This window comes from Mammaliicoccus sp. B-M6 (assembly GCF_022386965.1).
GTDB lineage: Bacteria > Bacillota > Bacilli > Staphylococcales > Staphylococcaceae > Mammaliicoccus > Mammaliicoccus sciuri_A.
This window is the reverse complement of sequence record NZ_JAJNHJ010000014.1, coordinates 1-19,165: the sequence shown is the minus strand read 5'-3', so window position 1 is coordinate 19,165 and position 19,165 is coordinate 1. Positions and strand designations below refer to the sequence as shown.

The following is a 19,165-nucleotide window of genomic DNA, read 5'->3' as shown; positions in this document are numbered from 1 at the left end:
GTCGTTAGGATAAAATAGCGAGCTGAATGAAGTTTTTTTATAAAAAAATTAAAATTTTAAATTGCATAATGATAGGGCTCAACACTGTTCAACTCATAAAATAGTGAATTTTCTGATTAAAACCATTTTATTAGGTTATATGATTATATAGACAAAATGGGGAGTGTTTATAATTATGAAGTTTAAAAGAAAGAACGTTAATGTTGTCGACGCCAGTAAAACGAAAAAAACGGTCGTTGCAACAGGTATTGGTAATGCGATTGAGTGGTTTGACTTCGGTCTATACGCTCAACTAGCCGTCATTATCAGTATGAATTTCTTTGGTAATATGCCTAAAGAAATTCAGCTTGTATCAACATTTGCGGTATTTGCTTTTGCATTTATAGTAAGACCGATTGGTGGTATATTCTTTAGTCATTTAGGAGATAAACATGGTCGTAAAGTCGTCCTTTCAACTACAATTATTATGATGGCATTATCTACGCTTGCTTTAGGACTATTACCTACACAACACCAAATCGGTATTTGGGCACCAATTTTATTATTAATTATTAGAATGATTCAATCATTCTCTACTGGTGGTGAGTATGCCGGTGCAATGACTTATATTGCAGAAATTTCACCAGATAAGACGAGAGGCAGACTTGGTAGTGGACTTGAAATTGGAACTTTATCAGGTAGTATTTTAGCTGCTGCTTTAGTAGGGATTATGTATGCACTATTGAGTGATGATCAAATGGCAGCTTGGGGCTGGAGAATCCCATTCATTATAGCTGCACCTCTTGGTATTATAGGTGTCTATTTAAGAAATAATTTAGATGAAAGTCCAGCTTATGAAACAACACTTGAAGAGCAAGAAGAGCTTGAATACTCTTATAAAGATATCTTCAGAAAATATTGGAGAGATATCATTGTTTGTTTCGCAGGTGTAGCTTTCTTAAACGTTGCTAATTACATGGTATTATCATATATGCCTTCATTCTTAAATGGAACTTTAGATTTAGGTGGTACGATGAGTAGTTTATTAAGCACGTTAACGATGGCAGCAATGATACCAGCAGTATTCTTCTTTGGTTGGTACAGTGATAAAGTTGGAAATAAAAATACCATTTTATTTGGATTAATAGGATTTAGTTTATTCTCAGTATTAGCCTTCTGGTTAATGAGTATTCCTTCAATACCAATTGTTATTTTAGGACTATTTATCATTGCACTGTTTATGTCTACATTTGAAGGCGTTATGCCATCTGTATTACCAAGTATTTTCTATACAAAAGTGAGATTAAGAACATTATCACTTGTTTATAATATTGGCGCAGCGATATTTGGTGGTTTAACACCATTTATTTTAACAACTTTAGTTGAAACAACTGGTCAAAAAATTGCACCATCTTATTATTTAACATTGATTAATGTCGTTGGACTTGTCATTTTCTTATTTATGTTTAAGACAACGTCTAATAAATCATTAAGAGGATCTTATCCTAATGTAGATAATAAAGAAGACTTACAAGAAGTTTATGAAAATCCGAAAGATGCATTATGGTGGAATCACGAAGAACCAAATAAATCATAAAAAATAAGGACTGAGACAAAATTTGTCTCAGTCTTTATTTGTGTAACTTATATTCAATTAAACAGCTTCTACTTCTAAATTCACGTCAATATTTCCACGTGTTGCTTTAGAGTATGGGCAGAAATCATGCGCTGCTTTTAAATATTTCTCTGCGTCTTCTTGAGATACGTTTTTTACTTTAGCGGCAATATCTACTTCTAATTTAGGACTTTCAGCATTTTCGTCATCTACTAAACGAACAGTTAACGTAACTTCTGGTTCAGCATCACGAACTTTGTTTTGTTTTAAAATTAAATCAAAAGCACCGTTGAAGCATGAAGCATAACCTGCTGCGAAAAGTTGTTCTGGATTAGTGGCATTACCATCTGCTTGTTGTGGTGGTAATACATCTACATCGATTGCTTTATCGTCAGTGTAAACATGACCTTTACGTCCACCTGTGTTTGTAGCTTTTGTTTCATAATGAGTTGCCATAAAAAAATACCTCCTTTAAAGTATATTATCTGTTTACCCGTATATATTTTTTTAAATCATTTATAAATTATAAATTTTCATATATAAATTGTCGGAAATATGAAATAATATACATTATCAAAATAAGAGAGGTCACAACATGAAAGCAATCTTAATAGGTGTCTTGGCAGCTTTATTTTTTGCAGTTACATTTGTCGTTAATCATATGATGGCTAATGATGGCGGAAGTTGGTATTTCAGTTCCTCTTTACGTTTTATTTTTATGCTGCCATTTTTATATTTGTTTGTATTAATCAAAGGAAGAACAAAATTTGTTTTAAAGCATATTCAACAAGAGAAAAAGGCTTGGTTCATTTGGAGTGCAGTTGGATTTGTATTGTTTTATGTACCGATAACTTTTTCAGCAGAGTATAGTCCGGGGTGGTTGATTTCAGGTACTTGGCAAATAACAATTATTTGCGGCATGATACTCGCGCCATTATTTGTAGAAACAGTTGTTATAAATGGTAAAGAAACAATCGTTAGACATAAAATTCCATGGCGTTCCTTATTGATTTCAAGCATTATGTTTATCGGTATTATCATTATCCAAATTCCTCAAGCAAGTGAAATTAAATTGAATTTGTTTTTATTAGGTTTCTTACCGATTTTAATTGCAGCTTTTAGTTATCCTTTAGGAAATAGAAAAATGATGCAAGTTGTGAACGGTGAGCTCGGTACTATTGAACGTGTATTTGGTATGACGTTAGTCACATTGCCTATTTGGGTAGTCATTTTTATTGTGGGCGTACTTAAAGAAGGATTACCTTCTTCTAGTCAAGTTGTACAAGCATTTATCGTCGCACTATTTTCAGGCATCATCGCAACAATTCTATTTTTCTATGCTACAAATATTGTGAAAGATAACCAAGAACAATTAGCAGCAGTTGAAGCAACACAGTCATTAGAAGTTGTATTTGCCATTATTGGTGAAATGATTCTCCTAGGCTTACCATTACCAAATGGTTTAAGTATGATAGGGGTAGCACTCATTATAATAGGTATGTGTATATATAGTTTTATCGATCATATTTCTATTGGTAAAATTTTCAAAAAAATCGTGGAGTGAGATGTTTAAAAATCCTTTTACAGGGTGAAATATACATGAATGGTCAATCATTCAATAAAGTTTAATGAAGGGTGATATAAAATGGCTGATGAAAGCAAATTCGAACAAGCAAAAGGTAACATTAAAGAAACAGTTGGTAATGCAACAGATAACAAGGACTTAGAAACTGAAGGTAAAAAAGATAAAGCTTCAGGTAAAGCTAAAGAAGCAGTAGAAAATGTTAAAGATAAAGCGAACGAAGTTATCGATAAATTTAAGAAATAATACATTTTTAACTTCTCAGATAACATAAGAAAAGCCATTAGACACGATGACTGTCTAATGGCTTTTTATTTACTTTACATCGTCTTTATCGATTTCCCATTTCATTTTGTAACGTTTATCAGATGAACGTAATTGTAATTGTACGTCATATTGATCCGCTTCAGGAACATCGTAGTATACATAACCAGTATCAGATTCTCCAGGTTTTAGACTGAATGAGAATCCATCATTTTTGTCATTCATACCATAGTATTTTGAAACTCTGCTTCCATCAGCAGTAACACCGAAGTTAGCATCTCCAACGATTAAGCTAGAGTTATTAATATTTTCAAGTTTGTAGTTAACTTTTAATATTTTATCTTTTAATGGTTTAGTACCGTCAGATGGTGGAGTAACAAATTCAGCTCTTTCAACTGTAATCTTTGTACCGATTGCACTAATCCCGTTACCAACTGATGTTTGTCTATCGATAATAGATGAATCGTTATCATCTTCATCTGTTTTTTCTTCTGTTGTAGATTCTTCAGTAGTAGACTCTTCAGTCGTTTCTTCCTCAGTTGTTTCTTCTTCTGTTGAATTCTCTTCAGTAGAATTTTCTTCTGTTTTGTTTGTGAACTCATCGATTTGGTCTTTAATTGGACCAGCAGCGCATGCACCTAAAATAACAGCTAAAATAATGAATATAACTAAACATCCACCACAGCCGAATAACCAAGGTTTCATACTAGAGCCATTGCCGTCTCCCGATTGTTGTTGCTGATTGTTACCATTTGTTTCGTTAAATGGATTACTTTGTTGTTCTGAGGTGTTCTGATTAAAAGGATTCTGATCTGATTGATTAGAATTAGCCATAATATTTCCCCCTTATTCATTACTTTATTTTAATAAAAAATTATTGTTTCCACTTAATCGAAATTCTTGTGTGAAAGTTTTCAACTATTGATAAACAATTGTGTTATTTATTAATTATTTTTAGTTTATAGTAAACTGGGAAATAAATCTAGGCTTATTATTAAATTTATAAAAAATTTATAGTACTTTAATATTTAATGATTTTGTAGAATATGAATATTTGTAAATTTTATGCAAAAAGGGGTAATATAGTTATAAAGGAGTGATAAATATGTATAAAAATATTTTGTTTGGCATTGATACAGAAATGAAAAATCAAAAGGTTTTAGAACAAATTAATCACCTTGTCGGAGAAGGTTCTCAGGTTACATTACTGAATGTTGTCGCTGATAAAGACCTTCAAGCTTCAGTAAGAATGGGTGTTCATTTAGATGAAATTCAAGAAAAACGCCAAGAAGCTATGAAACATGTCTTAGATTATTTCCATGAGCAAAACATTCAATATAAAATTGAATTTGCGAAAGGGAATCCTAAAACAGAATTAGTGCATAGAGCAAATAGTGGTGATTTTGATATCGTTGTGTTGAGTAATAGAAAAGCAGAAGACACAGATAAAATGGTATTAGGAAGTGTCAGCCATAAAGTCGCTAAAAGAGCTAAAATTCCTGTATTAATTGTGAAGTAGTAAGCACACATTGATTTAAGTAATAGATTTCTTGAATCATCATGCATCGTTTCATAGAAAAAAGTCCTCAACTCATGTAAAATGAAAATAGAAGCATATTGGAGGAATGACTATGACTGATGGACAAAAGAAAGCGTTTCCGTATATCGTTGCAACGATTTCATTAGAAACTCAAGATGATATTGAAAAAACTGTGCAAGAACTCAATGCTCATAAGGATTCAATAGATATTGTTGAATTTAGAGCAGATACTTTAAAAAACACTTCAATTGAAAACATTAATGAAACATTAGAGAAATTTAAAAGTGCATATCATGATGCGCCAATTCTGTTCACTTATCGTTCAGTAGGACAAGGTGGTCATGGCGACTTTGATCATGAAACATATTACAAAATCATGCAAGATATTATATGTAACAAGAAAGCTGAATACGTCGATATTCAACTCGATACGTATGAAGATAATCTTATGAACTGCATTACGAAAGCTCAGCATAATGATGTGAAAATTATTATTTCACATCATGACTTTAAATCAACACCTGACGTTGAAGAAATGTTTGTCACATATGAGAAAATGGCAGAGTTAGGTGCAGATATTGGTAAATTAGCTGTGATGCCACAGAACGAACGTCATTTATTATCGATGTTAAATGCTATGAATAGAGCTTTTCATAAGTTAAATATTGATGTAATTGGTATATCTATGGGTGAATTAGGTAAGGTGACAAGAATAACTGGTGGTATGTTTGGATCTAAATTTACTTATGGTTTCGTAGGTAAAGAAGCGGCACCAGGACAAATTCATGTTAAAGATATTAAAGAGCAGTTAGCTTTATATCAAAATTAATCACTGTATTAAGCATAATAATTATCAATGAATTAGGAGTGTAAATAATGGAATTAAAGAAAGCGATTGAAGAAAGAAGAAGCGTCAAAAAATATGATTATGATATGTATATAGACGAAGAAAAAGTATTTTCTTTAGTTGATTTAGCAACATACGCACCAAACCATGGTATGAGAGAACCTTGGAGACTAGTGTATATCAATAAAAAACAAATTCCTGAATTTGCAGAAGAAGTTGCACAATCAGCATTTGTTAACGATCCAGCTAAACAAGAAAAATATATCAATAAAGTGACTAAAGTTGGCGGCATGTTTGTCATCTTGTCAAAAAGAGACTCAAGACAAAAAGAAAATCTTGAAAATCAAATGGCAATCGGCGCATTTGTACAGAATTTAATGTTATTAATGCATGACGAGGGAATGGGTTCATGTTGGAAAACACCCGCATTTATATTTAATCCATCATTTAGAAAAACAGTCGGCGCTCAGGATGATGAAGATGTATGTGGATTTTTATATTTAACTGAAAAAGACTCAAGTGTAAAAGCTGCCGAAAGAGAAAATAAATCATTAATCACTGAATGGTAATAACAAAACCCACAACTGAGTTCTTATACTCAATTGTGGGTTTTAATATGATTATTTTAAGTTCTCAGCTAAGAACGCTTTAACATCTTCTGGTGTTTTTGCGTTTGCTGAATGTAAGTGTGCAAGTTTTTCGTTGTTTTTAAATACTAGTAAACTTGGGATTCCCATTACATCATTTTCAGTTGCTGCTTCTGGAACTTGGTCACGATTGATTTGATACCAATTGTATTGATTGTATTCATCGATGATTGGATCGATCCATTGATTCATTCTTGTGCAATCTGGACACCAATCTGCGAAGAATTTAACGACAACTGGTTCATCGCTTTGTGTAATTTCTTCAAATTCAGCATATTGACTTATTGTTCTCATATTTATTCTGCTCCTTAGAAATAATGATTATAAGGTAAGTATATCTTATTTCTAATATTTAAAAAAATATTTAACTCATTACTACATGTTCTGTACTAATATTGTTATAATGAAATTAAATAGACATATGGAGGTAAAGACATGATAAAATTTTATCAATATCCTAATTGTACAACTTGTAAAAAAGCAGCAAAGTTCTTAGAAATGAACGGTGCCAGTTTTGAACCGATTGATATTACTCAATTAACACCAACAGCTAAAGAATTAAAAGATATCATTGATGGGACAGACATCAATGTTAATCAATTATTTAATACTCGAGGCGCTAAATATCGCGAATTGGGATTAAAAGATAAAATGGATGATTTATCAGACAATGAAAAGTTTGATTTATTAGCATCTGATGGCATGTTAATTAAAAGACCTTTAGCCGTTTTAGGAAATAAAGTGACACTTGGATTTAAAGAAGACGAATATCGTCAAACTTGGTTATAAAAATAGTTGCTTGAATAATGGCTTTATGTCATGATTATAATTGAATTACATATAGGAGGGGATTACTTTGACAGTGCCTAGTGAGTTAAAATATTCAAAAGAACATGAATGGGTAAAAGTAGATGGAGATATCGTAACAATCGGTATTACTGATTTTGCTCAATCAGAATTAGGGGACATCGTTTTTGTTGAGTTGCCAGAAGAAGGTGACGAATTAACTAGTGGAGATTCATTCGGTAGTGTAGAATCTGTTAAAACAGTTTCTGAACTATATGCACCACTATCTGGTAAAGTCGTTGAAGTAAACGAAGAACTAGAAGACAGCCCTGAGTTTGTTAATGAATCATCATATGATAAAGCTTGGATGGTCAAAGTTGAACTATCTGATAAAGCTCAATTAGATGAATTATTAGATGCAGACGCTTATAGCGAAATGATAGGTGAATAACATAACATTAAACTCCACGATACTGATGTGTCATGGAGTTTTTTTAAAATATTTATCATGAAACTGAACAGTAATACTATCTCATTTGTAGAAGGTGATATTCATGGCGATGATTAAAAAGATTATAATCGTAGAAGGTATTTCTGATAAAAAACGAGTGGAAGAAGTATTAAATGATCATGTTCATATCATTTGTACCCATGGAACGATGGGTGTCGAAAAAATGGATGAGCTACTAGAAGAGATATACGGTTCTCAAGTATATGTCTTAGTAGATCAAGATAAGGAAGGTAAGAAAATTAGAAAATGGTTTAAGAAATATGTGAGTGAAAGCCAGCATATTTATATTGATTCTACATTTTCTGAAGTAGCGCGCTGTCCAAGACAATATTTAGCGAATGTGTTAAATTATCATGGATTTATAGTTAAGAATGATTTTGTATTGAAAGGGAAGTATCGTTACCATGAAACACACAGAAATATTGAACGATATATACAAGCATTTTGATAAAGATATCCATTTATTATTTGGATATACGCCAACATGTGGAACGTGCAAAATATCAGAACGCATGTTAGATATTGCAAACGATGTGTCACAATTACCTATTAATAAGTGTGACTTAAATTTTTATCCAGAATTCTGTAAAGAATTTGAAATCATGTCAGTACCCGTACTTTTTATCATGCATAAAGATCAAGTTATCCGTCGAATCTATGCCTTTCAGTCTGTTCCGTATATATTAGAGAATATTCAAAAAGTTATTGACGATAAAAACTTATCATGATAGTATGAATTTAATTAAATACGTAATAACTCTTATCAAGAGTGGTGGAGGGATGTGCCCTTTGAAGCCCGGCAACCGTCATATCAATATGAAATGGTGCCAATTCACAAAAAGTGTTAACTTTTGGAGATGAGAGAAAGACAAATTTTTGACGCCTTTCTCTTATTTTAAGAGTGAGGCGTTTTTAATTTAGAGATTAGGAGGCAACAGATTTGATCGAGTTAAATAAAGTTGTTAAAACTTTCAAAACAAAAAAAGGTGACATAACAGCTGTTGACCATGTTGACTTAAAAATAGATAAAGGAAGTATATATGGTGTAATTGGATTTTCTGGTGCAGGTAAAAGCACACTTATACGTATGTTTAACGGCCTAGAAACACCTACTGAGGGAGAGGTAATTGTTGACGGTGCAAACATTGGACAATTATCGAAACAAGACCTTAGATTAAAAAGACAAAAAGTAAGCATGATTTTCCAACATTTCAACTTACTTTGGTCTAGAACAGTTAAAGATAACATCGCATTTCCATTAGAAATCGCTGGTGTATCTAAAAGTGAGATTGATGAGAGAACAAAAGCACTCATCAAAAGAGTTGGTTTAGAAGGACGCGAAAATGCCTATCCTTCACAACTATCAGGAGGGCAAAAACAAAGAGTAGGTATTGCCCGTGCACTAGCAAATGACCCACATGTCTTATTATGTGACGAAGCAACAAGTGCACTCGATCCGCAAACTACTGATGAAATATTAGATTTGTTAGTAGATATTAATAAAGAACTGGATTTAACAATCATACTGATTACACATGAAATGCATGTCATTAGAAAAATTTGTGACCATGTAGCAGTCATGGAAAATGGTAAGTTTGTTGAAGAGGGAGAAGTTATTAACGTATTTAATAACCCTCAAACTTATGTTACACAACGATTTGTTAAAGATGATCTTAAAGCAGATGATTTACAAAGAACTTTACAAGACTTTAAGAAAGAACAACCAAATGGTGAAATTTGGAAATTAAACTTCGTTGGTGGAACAAGTTCTGATCCAGTATTAGCGAAAATTATAAAAACTTATAATATCGATATTAACGTTATCGAAGGTGACGTTAAATTAACTCAAAACGGTACATTTGGACATATGATCGTTCATTTACCTCAAGGAGATTATTCTAAAGAAGCAATTAAGCAAGAATTGAATAATCTAGGCGTGAAAGTAGAGGTGAACGTAGGTGAATAAATCATTTGGAGATATCATTACAGAAATGGTCACGATGCCTAACGTACGATGGGATGCTGTATGGGAAGCATTGTATGAAACGTTATATATGACGATTATTTCTACAGTATTTACTTTAGTATTTGGACTAATCTTAGGAACTTTACTATTTTTAACATCAAGAGGAACATCGAAAAGTTCACGTGTGTTCTATTCAATCGTTTCATTTGTCGTGAACTTATTTAGAGCCATTCCATTTATCATTTTAATATTATTATTACTACCTTTTACGGACATCTTACTGGGTACAATTAGTGGACCTAAAGGCGCTTTACCAGCATTGATTATTGGTGCATCACCATTTTATGCACGACTTGTTGAAATCGGCATGAAAGAAATTGATAAAGGTGTTATTGAAGCGGCAGTTTCAATGGGTGCTACTACTTGGACAGTCGTTCGAAAAGTATTAATAAAAGAATCATTACCTGCTTTAGTATCGGGAATCACAGTTACAGCTATTGCTTTAGTTGGATCAACTGCTATAGCCGGTGTAATTGGTGCAGGTGGTTTAGGTAACTTAGCTTACCTAACTGGATTTACACGAAATCAAAATGACGTCATTTTAATTTCAACAATCTTTATTTTAATTATTGTTTTTGTTATCCAATTTATTGGAGATTTAATTGTAAAAAGAATTGATAAACGTTAAGGAGTGTTTTAAATGAAAAAAGTATTTGGGTTATTATTTATTTCGATTTTAGCAGTCGTGCTAGTAGCTTGTGGTGGCGGTAGTGGCGACAAGAAAGAAAAGAACGAAACAATTAAAATTGGTGCATCACCAGCACCTCATGCTGAAATTTTAGAAGAAGCTAAACCACTTCTTAAAAAAGAAGGTTATGACTTAGAAATCAAGACAATCAATGATTACACAACACCTAACAAATTATTAGACAAAGGTGAACTTGATGCAAACTTCTTCCAACATACACCATACTTAAAAACTGAATCAAAAGAAAAAGGATATAAAATTGAATCAGCAGGTAACGTACATTTAGAGCCAATGGCAGTTTACTCTAAGAAATATAAAAAATTATCTGACTTACCAAAAAATGCAACAGTTTATGTATCAAACAATCCAGCAGAAGAAGGTAGATTCATCTCATTCTTCGTTAAAGAAGGATTAATCAAAATCAAAGACGGTGTTAAACCAGTTGACGCAACATTTGATGACATCGTAGAAAACAAGAAAAACATTAAATTCAACAATAAACAATCAGCAGAATTTTTACCTAAATCTTATCAAGCAGATGAAGGTGACGCTACAATCATCAACTCTAACTTTGCAATCGAACAAGGATTAAATCCACTTAAAGATTCAATTGCAGTAGAAGGAAAAGATTCACCATACGCAAACCTAATTGCAGTTCAAAAAGGTCATAAAGATGACAAACAAATTAAAGCTTTAATGAAAGTCTTACAATCTAAAGAAATTAAAGACTTCATTAACAAGAAATACGACGGAGCTGTAATCGCAGCTAAATAAGAAATTTAAAAAACATCTAGCCATATGGTTAGATGTTTTTTTGTATTATTACTCATCTTTGGGCATTATGTTTGTGTATGCTTTCATTTATAGATAAAATTTATTTAATTAATCGAAAAGGTAGTAAATTATGAAGATTATATTAGTTGGTGCTAATGGTATTATTGGTTCAGCAGTGGCAGAAGAACTTGCGTCAAACGGACATGAAGTTGTGAAAGTTGGACGTAACTCAGGTGACTATCAAATGGATATGTCAAATGTAGAAGATATTAAATTAATGTTTGAACAAATTCAAAATGTAGATGCAGTTGTTTCTACTGCAGGTGCAGCGAATTTTGATGATTTATCTGACTTAACACCTGAATCAAATGAAGTTGCTGTTACGAGTAAATTACTTGGACAAATCAACTTAGTACTGATCGGACAACATTATATTAATGATGGTGGAAGTTCACATTAACAACTGGTGTTATTATGGACGAACCAATCAAAGGTGGCGTTTCATCAGCAATGGCTGGTGGTGGTATTCAAGCATTTGTGAAATCAGCTGCATATGAATTAAAACGTGATTTAAGAATTAATAATGTAAGTCCAAATGTAATTGAAGAAGCACTCGAAGATTATGGTGATTTCTTTACAGGTTATCAAGCAGTCCCAGCTAAAAAAGCCGCTAAAGCATACTTGAAAAGTGTAGAGGGTATTCATTCGGGTCAAACATACCGAGTTTATGAATAATATTTAAGAAAAAGCAGTTGATCTCCCTTTGTAAACGGAGAGTCGACTGCTTTTTTGTTTTAGTAGAGATGAAAATATGGGGAAGCTGCACGAAGACTGGTAGATATCGTGCAATAATCAATACTTAAATATATCCGTTAAAGAAATAAATGATGAGCATAAATACGGCGATGGCATATAAAATGATACCGACAAATCTGTAATTTCTAACGTTGAATGTAGCGATTGTAACAATTGTAGCAGCTGTTAATAATGTGTTTAAAAGACTACTCAAATTAATAACATTGACTAAATTTAATAAAAGTATAAATGCACATATTGCACTTATAACGAATGCAAATTGTTCATAGCGTTTCATGTAATTTTCCTTTCATAAACTGCATATTTATTTATTATCATTATAGTATATATTGGATAGAAAGGCATTCGGAAGAGGGTGAAATAGAATATTTATAAATTGAGAATTAATTGAAATGATTATCATTTGAAAAACATTTCAGAAAAATAGTTTATATGAGCAGTTTCTTCTATATAAATAAAGCGAAAATGTTTATTTGCCCGTGTAACTACGTTATAATATTAAGGGTAAAGATTCACAGCAAACTTTGACGTTACATTAAAATTATTATAAACTAGAAAAGATAATGTAGGGTTATCTTTTTTAAATGTGAATAAATTCTCTGGAGGGAAAAATAATATGGCATCAATATTAGAAATCAAAGATTTACACGTAGAAATCGAAGGTAAGAAAATTCTTAAAGGTGTAGATTTAACTATTAAACAAGGTGAAATCCACGCAATCATGGGACCTAACGGTACTGGTAAATCAACTTTATCATCTGCAATCATGGGCCATCCTAGTTATGAAGTAACACAAGGTGAAGTACTTCTTGATGGTGAAAATGTATTAGAAATGGAAGTTGACGAGCGTGCGCAAGCTGGTTTATTCCTAGCTATGCAATACCCATCAGAAATTTCTGGAGTAACAAATGCTGATTTCTTACGTTCTGCAATTAACGCTAAACGTGAAGAAGGCGATGAAATTAACTTAATGCAATTCATTAAGAAATTAGATAAACAAATGGATCTATTAGAAATGGACCAAGATATGGCTCAAAGATACCTAAACGAAGGTTTCTCTGGCGGTGAGAAGAAACGTAACGAAATTCTTCAATTAATGATGTTAGAACCTAAATTTGCAATTTTAGATGAAATTGACTCAGGTTTAGATATCGACGCATTAAAAGTTGTATCAAAAGGTATTAACAAAATGCGTGGAGAAGACTTTGGTTGTTTAATTATTACTCACTATCAAAGATTATTAAACTATATTACACCTGACTTTGTACACGTTATGATGCAAGGTAGAGTTGTTAAATCAGGTGGCGAAGAATTAGCAAAACGTCTTGAAGCAGAAGGTTACGAGTGGATTAAAGAAGAACTTAACATTAAAGACGAAACAATTAACGCTGAATAATATATGATCATGATAGTCAAGTAGGAGGAGTATAAATGGCAACTGAAACAAAGTTAAATATTAACGTTGAAGACTTAGTTAATTATTCAGCATCTCAAAATGAACCGCAATGGATGACTGATTTAAGAAAAGAAAGTTTTCAAAAATTAGATACATTAGAAATGCCTAAACCAGACAAAACAAAAATTGACAGATGGGATTTTGATTCATTCAAAACACATACTGTTACAAGTGAAACATTTGATACTATCGACAATTTACCAGAATCAGTTCGTAAAATTATCGATACTGAAAATGCTACAAACTTAATTGTTCAACATAATAATACACCCGCTTTTACTAAAGTAGATGAAAAATTAGTCGAACAAGGCGTTGTAATTAAAGATTTAAAAACAGCTTTAATTGAAAATAGTGATTTAGTACAAAAATACTTCATGACAGACGCAGTTAAAGTAGATGAACATAGATTAACAGCTTTACACGCAGCATTAGTTAACGGTGGTGTATTTGTATACGTACCTAAAAATGTTGTTGTAGAAAATCCTGTTCAATACGTTGTATTACATGATGATAGCGATGCAAGTTTCTTCAACCATGCGATTATCGTAACTGAAGAAAGTGCAGAATTAACATACGTTGAAAACTATTTATCTACAGTATCTTCAAACGAAGGTCAATTAAACATCGTTTCTGAAGTAATTGCTGGTGCAAACTCAAACATTACTTACGGTACAGTTGATTTCATGGATAAAGGCTTTACTGGTCACATTATCCGTCGTGGTACAGCAGCAGCTGATGCGACAATTGATTGGGCTTTAGGTTTAATGAATGACGGTAGTACAATTAATGACAACACGACTTATTTAATGGGTGACCGTTCAAACTGTAACTTAAAAACAGTCGTAGTTGGTCGTGGAGAACAAAAACAAAACTTCACAACACAAATCATTCAATATGGTAAAGAATCTAATGGTCACATATTGAAACATGGTGTTATGAAAGATAGTTCTTCTTCAATCTTTAATGGTATTGGATACATCAAACACGGTGGTACTAAAGCAGATGCTCAACAAGAATCTCGTGTTCTTATGTTATCTGAAAAAGCACGTGGAGATGCAAACCCAATCTTATTAATTGATGAAGATGATGTAACAGCAGGACACGCAGCTTCAGTAGGTAGAGTAGATCCAACTCAACTTTATTACTTAATGAGTAGAGGTATTTCTCGTGAAGAAGCAGAACGTTTAGTTATTCACGGTTTCCTTGATCCAGTTGTATCTGCATTGCCAATCGAAGACGTTAAACGTCAATTACGTGAAGTTATTGAATTAAAAGTAACAACACAAATATAAAAAAGGCACAGAAAGGTCTGATAATGTGGCCGAATCAACATTTAATGTAGAAAAAATTATAAAAGATTTCCCGATATTAGAACAACAAGTTAACGGTAGTAGACTCGTGTATTTAGATTCATCAGCCACAAGTCAAACACCTACTCAAGTCACTGATAGCATTGTAGATTACTACAACCGTTATAACTCTAATGTTCACCGAGGTGTGCATACACTAGGTACACTTGCTACGGATGCTTATGAAAAAGCACGTGAAACTGTTAGAAGATTTATAAATGCACAATATTTTGAAGAAGTTGTATTCACAAGAGGAACTACAACAGCGATCAACTTAGTGGCGCATAGTTACGGTGATGCAAATGTTTCTGAAGATGATGAAATTGTTGTCACACAAATGGAACATCATGCGAATATCGTGCCATGGCAACAGCTTGCTAAAAGAACAGGTGCTAAACTTAAATTTATTCCAATGTCAGAAAGTGGCGAACTTGAAAGAGAAGCAATTGAAAGTACGATCAATGATCGAACTAAAATTGTCGCAGTCGCTCATGTGTCTAACGTATTAGGTACAATCAATGATGTTAAATATATTGCAGAAGTCGCACATCGTCATAATGCTGTTATTGCAGTAGATGGTGCACAGTCAGCACCACATATGAAAGTGGATGTTCAAGATTTAGATGTAGACTTCTTTAGCTTTAGTGGTCATAAAATGTTAGGCCCTACTGGTATAGGTGTCTTATATGGTAAACGTGATTTATTAGATAAGATGGAACCAATCGAATTTGGTGGAGATATGATTGATTTTGTTGGATTAGAAGATGCAACATGGACAGACTTACCAACGAAATTCGAAGCTGGTACACCGCTTATTGCTGAAGCAATTGCTTTAGCTGAAGCGATTAAATATATTGATGCTATCGGTTTAGATAACATTCATCAATATGAGTATGATCTTGTGAATTATGCTTACAATGAAATGTCTAAAATTGATGGACTTGAAATATATGGACCTACTCCTGATAAAAGAGCTGGATTAATTACATTTAATGTAGAAGGTGTTCACCCACATGATTTAGCAACAGCATTAGATTCTGAAGGCGTAGCTGTAAGAGCAGGTCACCATTGTGCACAACCATTAATGAAATGGTTAAACCAATCATCAACAGCAAGAGCAAGTTTCTATATTTATAATACTACTGAAGATGTTGACCAACTCATTCAGGCACTAAATGGCGCGAAGGAGTTTTTCTCTTATGAATTTTAACAATTTAGATCAACTATACCGTTCTGTCATTATGGACCACTATAAGAACCCTCGTAATAAAGGCGTTCTTGAAGATGGCTCTCTAACAATAGATATGAACAATCCAACATGTGGAGATCGCATCCGCTTAACATTAGATGTAGAAGATAATGTTATTAAAGATGCTAAGTTTGAAGGTGAAGGTTGCTCTATTTCAATGTCTAGCGCATCTATGATGACTGAAGCAGTTAAAGGTCATACAATCGAAGAAGCATTAGAAATGAGTCAAGAATTCTCAAACATGATGCTTGGTGAATCCTACGATATTACAGAAGAAATGGGAGATATAGAAGCACTATCAGGTGTATCTAAATTCCCAGCAAGAATCAAATGCGCTACTTTAGCATGGAAAGCATTTGAAAAAGGAACAAAAGAGCAAAATAACGCGTAACTTTTGAAAAATGGGCGAACGCTATTATAAAAGAGGAGTGAAGAAAATGGCTAAAAAATCACCAGAAGTTGGAGATTATAAATATGGCTTCCATGATGAAGACGTTTCTATTTTCCGTTCAGGTAGAGGTTTAACAGAAGAAATCGTTAAAAAAATATCTGAAATGAAAGACGAACCACAATGGATGCTTGATTTTCGTTTGAAATCATTAAAACAATTTTACAAAATGCCAATGCCAATGTGGGGTGGCGATTTAACAGAGTTAAACTTTGATGAAATCACATACTACGTAAAACCATCAGAACGTTCAGAGCGTTCATGGGATGAAGTACCAGAAGAAATCAAAAATACTTTCGATAAATTAGGTATTCCTGAAGCAGAACAAAAATATCTTGCAGGTGTATCTGCGCAATATGAATCAGAAGTTGTATACCATAACATGGAACAAGACTTAGAAGAACAAGGTATTATCTTCAAAGACACTGATTCAGCATTACGTGAAAACGAAGAATTATTCAAAGAATATTTTGCAAGTGTTATTCCAGCTGCAGATAATAAATTCTCAGCATTAAACTCAGCAGTTTGGTCTGGTGGATCATTCATTTACGTACCAAAAGGCGTAAAATTAGAAACACCACTTCAAGCTTACTTCAGAATTAACTCTGAAAACATGGGTCAATTTGAAAGAACATTAATTATTGCTGATGAAGGTTCTTCAGTACACTATGTAGAAGGTTGTACAGCACCTGTTTATACGACTAATTCATTACACTCAGCTGTAGTTGAAATTATCGTTAAGAAAGATGCATACTGCCGTTATACAACAATCCAAAACTGGGCTAACAATGTTTATAACTTAGTTACGAAACGTACTTTCGTATATGAAAATGGTACGATGGAATGGATTGATGGTAACTTAGGATCTAAATTAACAATGAAATACCCATCTTGTTTCTTACTTGAAGAAGGCGCTAGAGGTATGACTTTATCTATCGCACTTGCAGGTAAAGGACAAGTTCAAGATGCTGGTGCAAAAATGATTCATAAAGCACCTAATACGTCATCAACAATTGTTTCTAAATCAATTTCTAAAAATGGTGGTAAAGTTGTTTACCGTGGTCAAGTACACTTCGGACGTAAAGCAACTGGCGCACGTTCAAACATTGAATGTGACACATTAATTATGGATAACGAATCTACATCAGATACAATTCCTTACAATGAAATCATGAACGATAACATTTCATTAGAACACGAAGCGAAAGTTTCTAAAGTATCTGAAGAACAATTGTTCTATCTAATGAGCCGCGGTATTTCAGAAGAAGAAGCAACTGAAATGATCGTAATGGGCTTCATCGAACCATTTACAAAAGAATTACCAATGGAATACGCAGTAGAAATGAACCGACTAATCAAATTCGAAATGGAAGGTTCAATTGGATAATACCAATTAAACTGTGTAAGACAATATTTATAGATAAAATAACCCTGTATAAGTTCTTAGTCGTAAGAACTTATACAGGGTTTTTCTATTTCTTAATCTATTTTAGATAATGTGTTTATAAAGTAATCTTCGATTTTGTTCGTGCATGCTTGCCTAGGGTATGGTTCGAGCCTATAGTCTCTCACGCATACTATTCCCTCAGGCGTCAGCACTTAACAAAATCGATGGTATATATTTTAATATAGAAAATATATACCATCTTATGTGTTTATGGTATTATTTTTACAAAATAAGGAAATATAAATTAAGTCTAACTAGGTTATCATAATGAGGTGGTCAATGTTGAATAACTTAAAAGAAATTTTTAAGAATATAACAATACTAGAAATTATATGCTTTATACCATTTATGTTATTGTTTTCGTATTTACCTAATTCGAATATGATATGTATAATTGTTAATATAGTTATAGTCATTTTTTGTTGCTTAGGTGCTTCACATTTATTTTACTTAATCAAAGATTATAAAAAGAATAAAGCTAACAAGTAAATGGAGGTAGACAGTGTTTAATATTGTACTAGTTATATGTATACTTGTAATTTCTTTAACCCTTTCTATATACGTTGCAATATCTAAAAATATAAATATTATTGCTTCTATAGAACATGATAAAGTAAATCCAGAAAATATAGCTAAAATCTCATACATATTTTCTACTTGTTTATTTTTAGGAACAGTATTGATTGTTGCTGGAGATTTAGTTTATGGTTTTAATTTTATATTATCAATCTTTTTTATTATATTAGGTATTTCAGTTCTCTTATTGTTTTATGTCTTATTTATGATGATAGAAAAGAAGTGAATTTTGGATTTATAATACTACCATATAAAGAAAGCCCCGTAGAATGGCACTGCACCCTTACTAAGGGAGCTCAATAAAAACACTATTTTCTAGGCTGCTAATTCCCTATATTCTATAGGGGATAAGTAGCCTAGTTTTTGTTGAATTCTAACTTTATTATAGTTTTCAATGTAATTTTCGACAATATCTATTACAATGGTATTAGAGCTTCTAAGCTCACTGTTTAAGTAGAATGTTTCACACTTTATAGAGGCATGAAAACATTCTATTGGGGCATTATCAGCTGGCGTTCCCTTACGGGACATGCTTCTGGTAATGCCTTTTTCTGTACATAGGGCA

The 19,165-nt window shown here is 32.6% G+C and carries 25 protein-coding genes, 1 pseudogene and 1 riboswitch; of the genes and pseudogenes, 21 read left to right on the top strand and 5 right to left on the bottom strand.

Features of this window, described 5'->3' with window-relative positions; translation table 11 throughout:
- Window positions 1-175: 175 nt before the first annotated feature.
- Entirely contained in the window at window positions 176-1,576 is a 1,401-nt protein-coding gene (locus LQ693_RS06910) for an MFS transporter (protein ID WP_119499066.1), read from the top strand.
- Window positions 1,577-1,633: 57 nt separating this feature from the next.
- Here the strand turns inward: LQ693_RS06910 and LQ693_RS06905 are convergent, their stop codons facing one another.
- Window positions 1,634-2,050, bottom strand: coding sequence for an organic hydroperoxide resistance protein (locus tag LQ693_RS06905; RefSeq protein WP_025904358.1), 417 nt, complete (start codon window positions 2,048-2,050; stop codon window positions 1,634-1,636).
- 139 nt (window positions 2,051-2,189) lie between these two features.
- Between LQ693_RS06905 and LQ693_RS06900 the strand changes: the two genes are divergently transcribed.
- Both LQ693_RS06900 and LQ693_RS06895 read left to right on the top strand, forming a co-directional pair.
- Complete coding sequence (locus LQ693_RS06900; protein ID WP_107565560.1) at window positions 2,190-3,158, top strand: DMT family transporter; 969 nt, start codon at window positions 2,190-2,192, stop codon at window positions 3,156-3,158.
- 81 nt (window positions 3,159-3,239) lie between these two features.
- Window positions 3,240-3,422 carry a CsbD family protein gene (locus LQ693_RS06895; RefSeq protein ID WP_037588806.1) on the top strand — a complete coding sequence of 61 codons (183 nt, stop codon included), beginning with the start codon at window positions 3,240-3,242 and terminating at the stop codon, window positions 3,420-3,422.
- 69 nt (window positions 3,423-3,491) lie between these two features.
- On the opposite strand, the gene LQ693_RS06890 is transcribed toward LQ693_RS06895, so the two are convergent.
- Window positions 3,492-4,274: a DUF4352 domain-containing protein gene (locus LQ693_RS06890; RefSeq protein WP_107596621.1), complete on the bottom strand. Its 783-nt coding sequence runs from the start codon at window positions 4,272-4,274 to the stop codon at window positions 3,492-3,494.
- Between the two features lie 271 nt (window positions 4,275-4,545).
- Between LQ693_RS06890 and LQ693_RS06885 the strand changes: the two genes are divergently transcribed.
- The 3 genes from LQ693_RS06885 to LQ693_RS06875 all read left to right on the top strand — a co-directional run bounded on the left by LQ693_RS06885 (window position 4,546) and on the right by LQ693_RS06875 (window position 6,396).
- Window positions 4,546-4,959, top strand: coding sequence for a universal stress protein (locus LQ693_RS06885; RefSeq protein ID WP_025904362.1), 414 nt, complete (start codon window positions 4,546-4,548; stop codon window positions 4,957-4,959).
- A 112-nt stretch (window positions 4,960-5,071) separates the two neighbouring features.
- Window positions 5,072-5,809: a type I 3-dehydroquinate dehydratase gene (gene aroD / locus LQ693_RS06880; protein ID WP_107618051.1), complete on the top strand. Its 738-nt coding sequence runs from the start codon at window positions 5,072-5,074 to the stop codon at window positions 5,807-5,809.
- A gap of 47 nt (window positions 5,810-5,856) precedes the next feature.
- Window positions 5,857-6,396: a nitroreductase family protein gene (locus LQ693_RS06875; RefSeq protein ID WP_107565557.1), complete on the top strand. Its 540-nt coding sequence runs from the start codon at window positions 5,857-5,859 to the stop codon at window positions 6,394-6,396.
- Between the two features lie 51 nt (window positions 6,397-6,447).
- On the opposite strand, the gene LQ693_RS06870 is transcribed toward LQ693_RS06875, so the two are convergent.
- Window positions 6,448-6,768, bottom strand: a complete 321-nt coding sequence (locus tag LQ693_RS06870) for a thioredoxin family protein (protein ID WP_037588811.1) — start codon at window positions 6,766-6,768, stop codon at window positions 6,448-6,450.
- A 141-nt stretch (window positions 6,769-6,909) separates the two neighbouring features.
- Between LQ693_RS06870 and LQ693_RS06865 the strand changes: the two genes are divergently transcribed.
- The 8 genes and pseudogenes from LQ693_RS06865 to LQ693_RS06830 all read left to right on the top strand — a co-directional run bounded on the left by LQ693_RS06865 (window position 6,910) and on the right by LQ693_RS06830 (window position 11,994).
- The gene (locus LQ693_RS06865) at window positions 6,910-7,263 is read left to right on the top strand and encodes an arsenate reductase family protein (RefSeq protein WP_025904366.1); all 354 of its coding nucleotides are present in this window, start codon (window positions 6,910-6,912) and stop codon (window positions 7,261-7,263) included.
- A 67-nt stretch (window positions 7,264-7,330) separates the two neighbouring features.
- Entirely contained in the window at window positions 7,331-7,711 is a 381-nt protein-coding gene (gene gcvH / locus LQ693_RS06860; RefSeq protein ID WP_025904367.1) for a glycine cleavage system protein GcvH, read from the top strand.
- 103 nt (window positions 7,712-7,814) lie between these two features.
- A complete protein-coding gene (locus LQ693_RS06855) occupies window positions 7,815-8,219 on the top strand; it encodes a toprim domain-containing protein (RefSeq protein ID WP_107565556.1) in 405 nt (134 codons plus the stop codon).
- On the top strand, window positions 8,176-8,499 hold the full coding sequence (locus LQ693_RS06850; protein WP_107565555.1) for a thioredoxin family protein: 324 nt from the start codon (window positions 8,176-8,178) through the stop codon (window positions 8,497-8,499). Before LQ693_RS06855 ends, LQ693_RS06850 begins: the two co-directional genes overlap by 44 nt.
- Window positions 8,500-8,528: 29 nt before the next feature.
- Window positions 8,529-8,635, top strand: a riboswitch (SAM riboswitch).
- Window positions 8,636-8,711: 76 nt separating this feature from the next.
- On the top strand, window positions 8,712-9,737 hold the full coding sequence (locus tag LQ693_RS06845; protein ID WP_025904370.1) for a methionine ABC transporter ATP-binding protein: 1,026 nt from the start codon (window positions 8,712-8,714) through the stop codon (window positions 9,735-9,737).
- Window positions 9,730-10,425 carry a methionine ABC transporter permease gene (locus tag LQ693_RS06840; RefSeq protein ID WP_025904371.1) on the top strand — a complete coding sequence of 232 codons (696 nt, stop codon included), beginning with the start codon at window positions 9,730-9,732 and terminating at the stop codon, window positions 10,423-10,425. Before LQ693_RS06845 ends, LQ693_RS06840 begins: the two co-directional genes overlap by 8 nt.
- 12 nt (window positions 10,426-10,437) lie before the next feature.
- Window positions 10,438-11,259: a MetQ/NlpA family ABC transporter substrate-binding protein gene (locus LQ693_RS06835; RefSeq protein ID WP_107591110.1), complete on the top strand. Its 822-nt coding sequence runs from the start codon at window positions 10,438-10,440 to the stop codon at window positions 11,257-11,259.
- 130 nt (window positions 11,260-11,389) lie between these two features.
- Window positions 11,390-11,994 (top strand): annotated as a pseudogene (locus LQ693_RS06830) (short chain dehydrogenase).
- A 124-nt stretch (window positions 11,995-12,118) separates the two neighbouring features.
- On the opposite strand, the gene LQ693_RS06825 reads toward LQ693_RS06830, so the two are convergent.
- The gene (locus tag LQ693_RS06825; protein ID WP_025904374.1) at window positions 12,119-12,352 is read right to left on the bottom strand and encodes a hypothetical protein; all 234 of its coding nucleotides are present in this window, start codon (window positions 12,350-12,352) and stop codon (window positions 12,119-12,121) included.
- Window positions 12,353-12,691: 339 nt separating this feature from the next.
- Here LQ693_RS06825 and sufC point away from each other — a divergent pair, with 339 nt between their 5' ends.
- The 7 genes from sufC to LQ693_RS06790 all read left to right on the top strand — a co-directional run bounded on the left by sufC (window position 12,692) and on the right by LQ693_RS06790 (window position 18,826).
- Window positions 12,692-13,471, top strand: a complete 780-nt coding sequence (gene sufC, locus LQ693_RS06820; RefSeq protein WP_025904375.1) for a Fe-S cluster assembly ATPase SufC — start codon at window positions 12,692-12,694, stop codon at window positions 13,469-13,471.
- A 35-nt stretch (window positions 13,472-13,506) separates the two neighbouring features.
- Window positions 13,507-14,823, top strand: coding sequence for a Fe-S cluster assembly protein SufD (gene sufD / locus LQ693_RS06815; RefSeq protein ID WP_025904376.1), 1,317 nt, complete (start codon window positions 13,507-13,509; stop codon window positions 14,821-14,823).
- Between the two features lie 25 nt (window positions 14,824-14,848).
- Window positions 14,849-16,090: a cysteine desulfurase gene (locus tag LQ693_RS06810; protein ID WP_107596618.1), complete on the top strand. Its 1,242-nt coding sequence runs from the start codon at window positions 14,849-14,851 to the stop codon at window positions 16,088-16,090.
- Window positions 16,080-16,520, top strand: coding sequence for a Fe-S cluster assembly sulfur transfer protein SufU (gene sufU / locus LQ693_RS06805; protein WP_025904378.1), 441 nt, complete (start codon window positions 16,080-16,082; stop codon window positions 16,518-16,520). The genes LQ693_RS06810 and sufU overlap by 11 nt, the downstream gene beginning before the upstream one ends.
- Before the next feature lie 46 nt (window positions 16,521-16,566).
- Window positions 16,567-17,964 (top strand): Fe-S cluster assembly protein SufB, encoded by a 1,398-nt coding sequence (sufB, locus tag LQ693_RS06800; protein WP_025904379.1) that lies wholly within the window; start codon window positions 16,567-16,569, stop codon window positions 17,962-17,964.
- 327 nt (window positions 17,965-18,291) lie between these two features.
- A complete protein-coding gene (locus LQ693_RS06795; RefSeq protein WP_311403224.1) occupies window positions 18,292-18,513 on the top strand; it encodes a DUF6007 family protein in 222 nt (73 codons plus the stop codon).
- A gap of 13 nt (window positions 18,514-18,526) precedes the next feature.
- Complete coding sequence (locus tag LQ693_RS06790; protein WP_107596615.1) at window positions 18,527-18,826, top strand: hypothetical protein; 300 nt, start codon at window positions 18,527-18,529, stop codon at window positions 18,824-18,826.
- An 89-nt stretch (window positions 18,827-18,915) separates the two neighbouring features.
- Here LQ693_RS06790 and LQ693_RS06785 read toward each other — a convergent pair.
- Window positions 18,916-19,165 (bottom strand): integrase core domain-containing protein (locus LQ693_RS06785; RefSeq protein ID WP_239703121.1); only part of this gene is annotated, 250 nt, incomplete at its 5' end.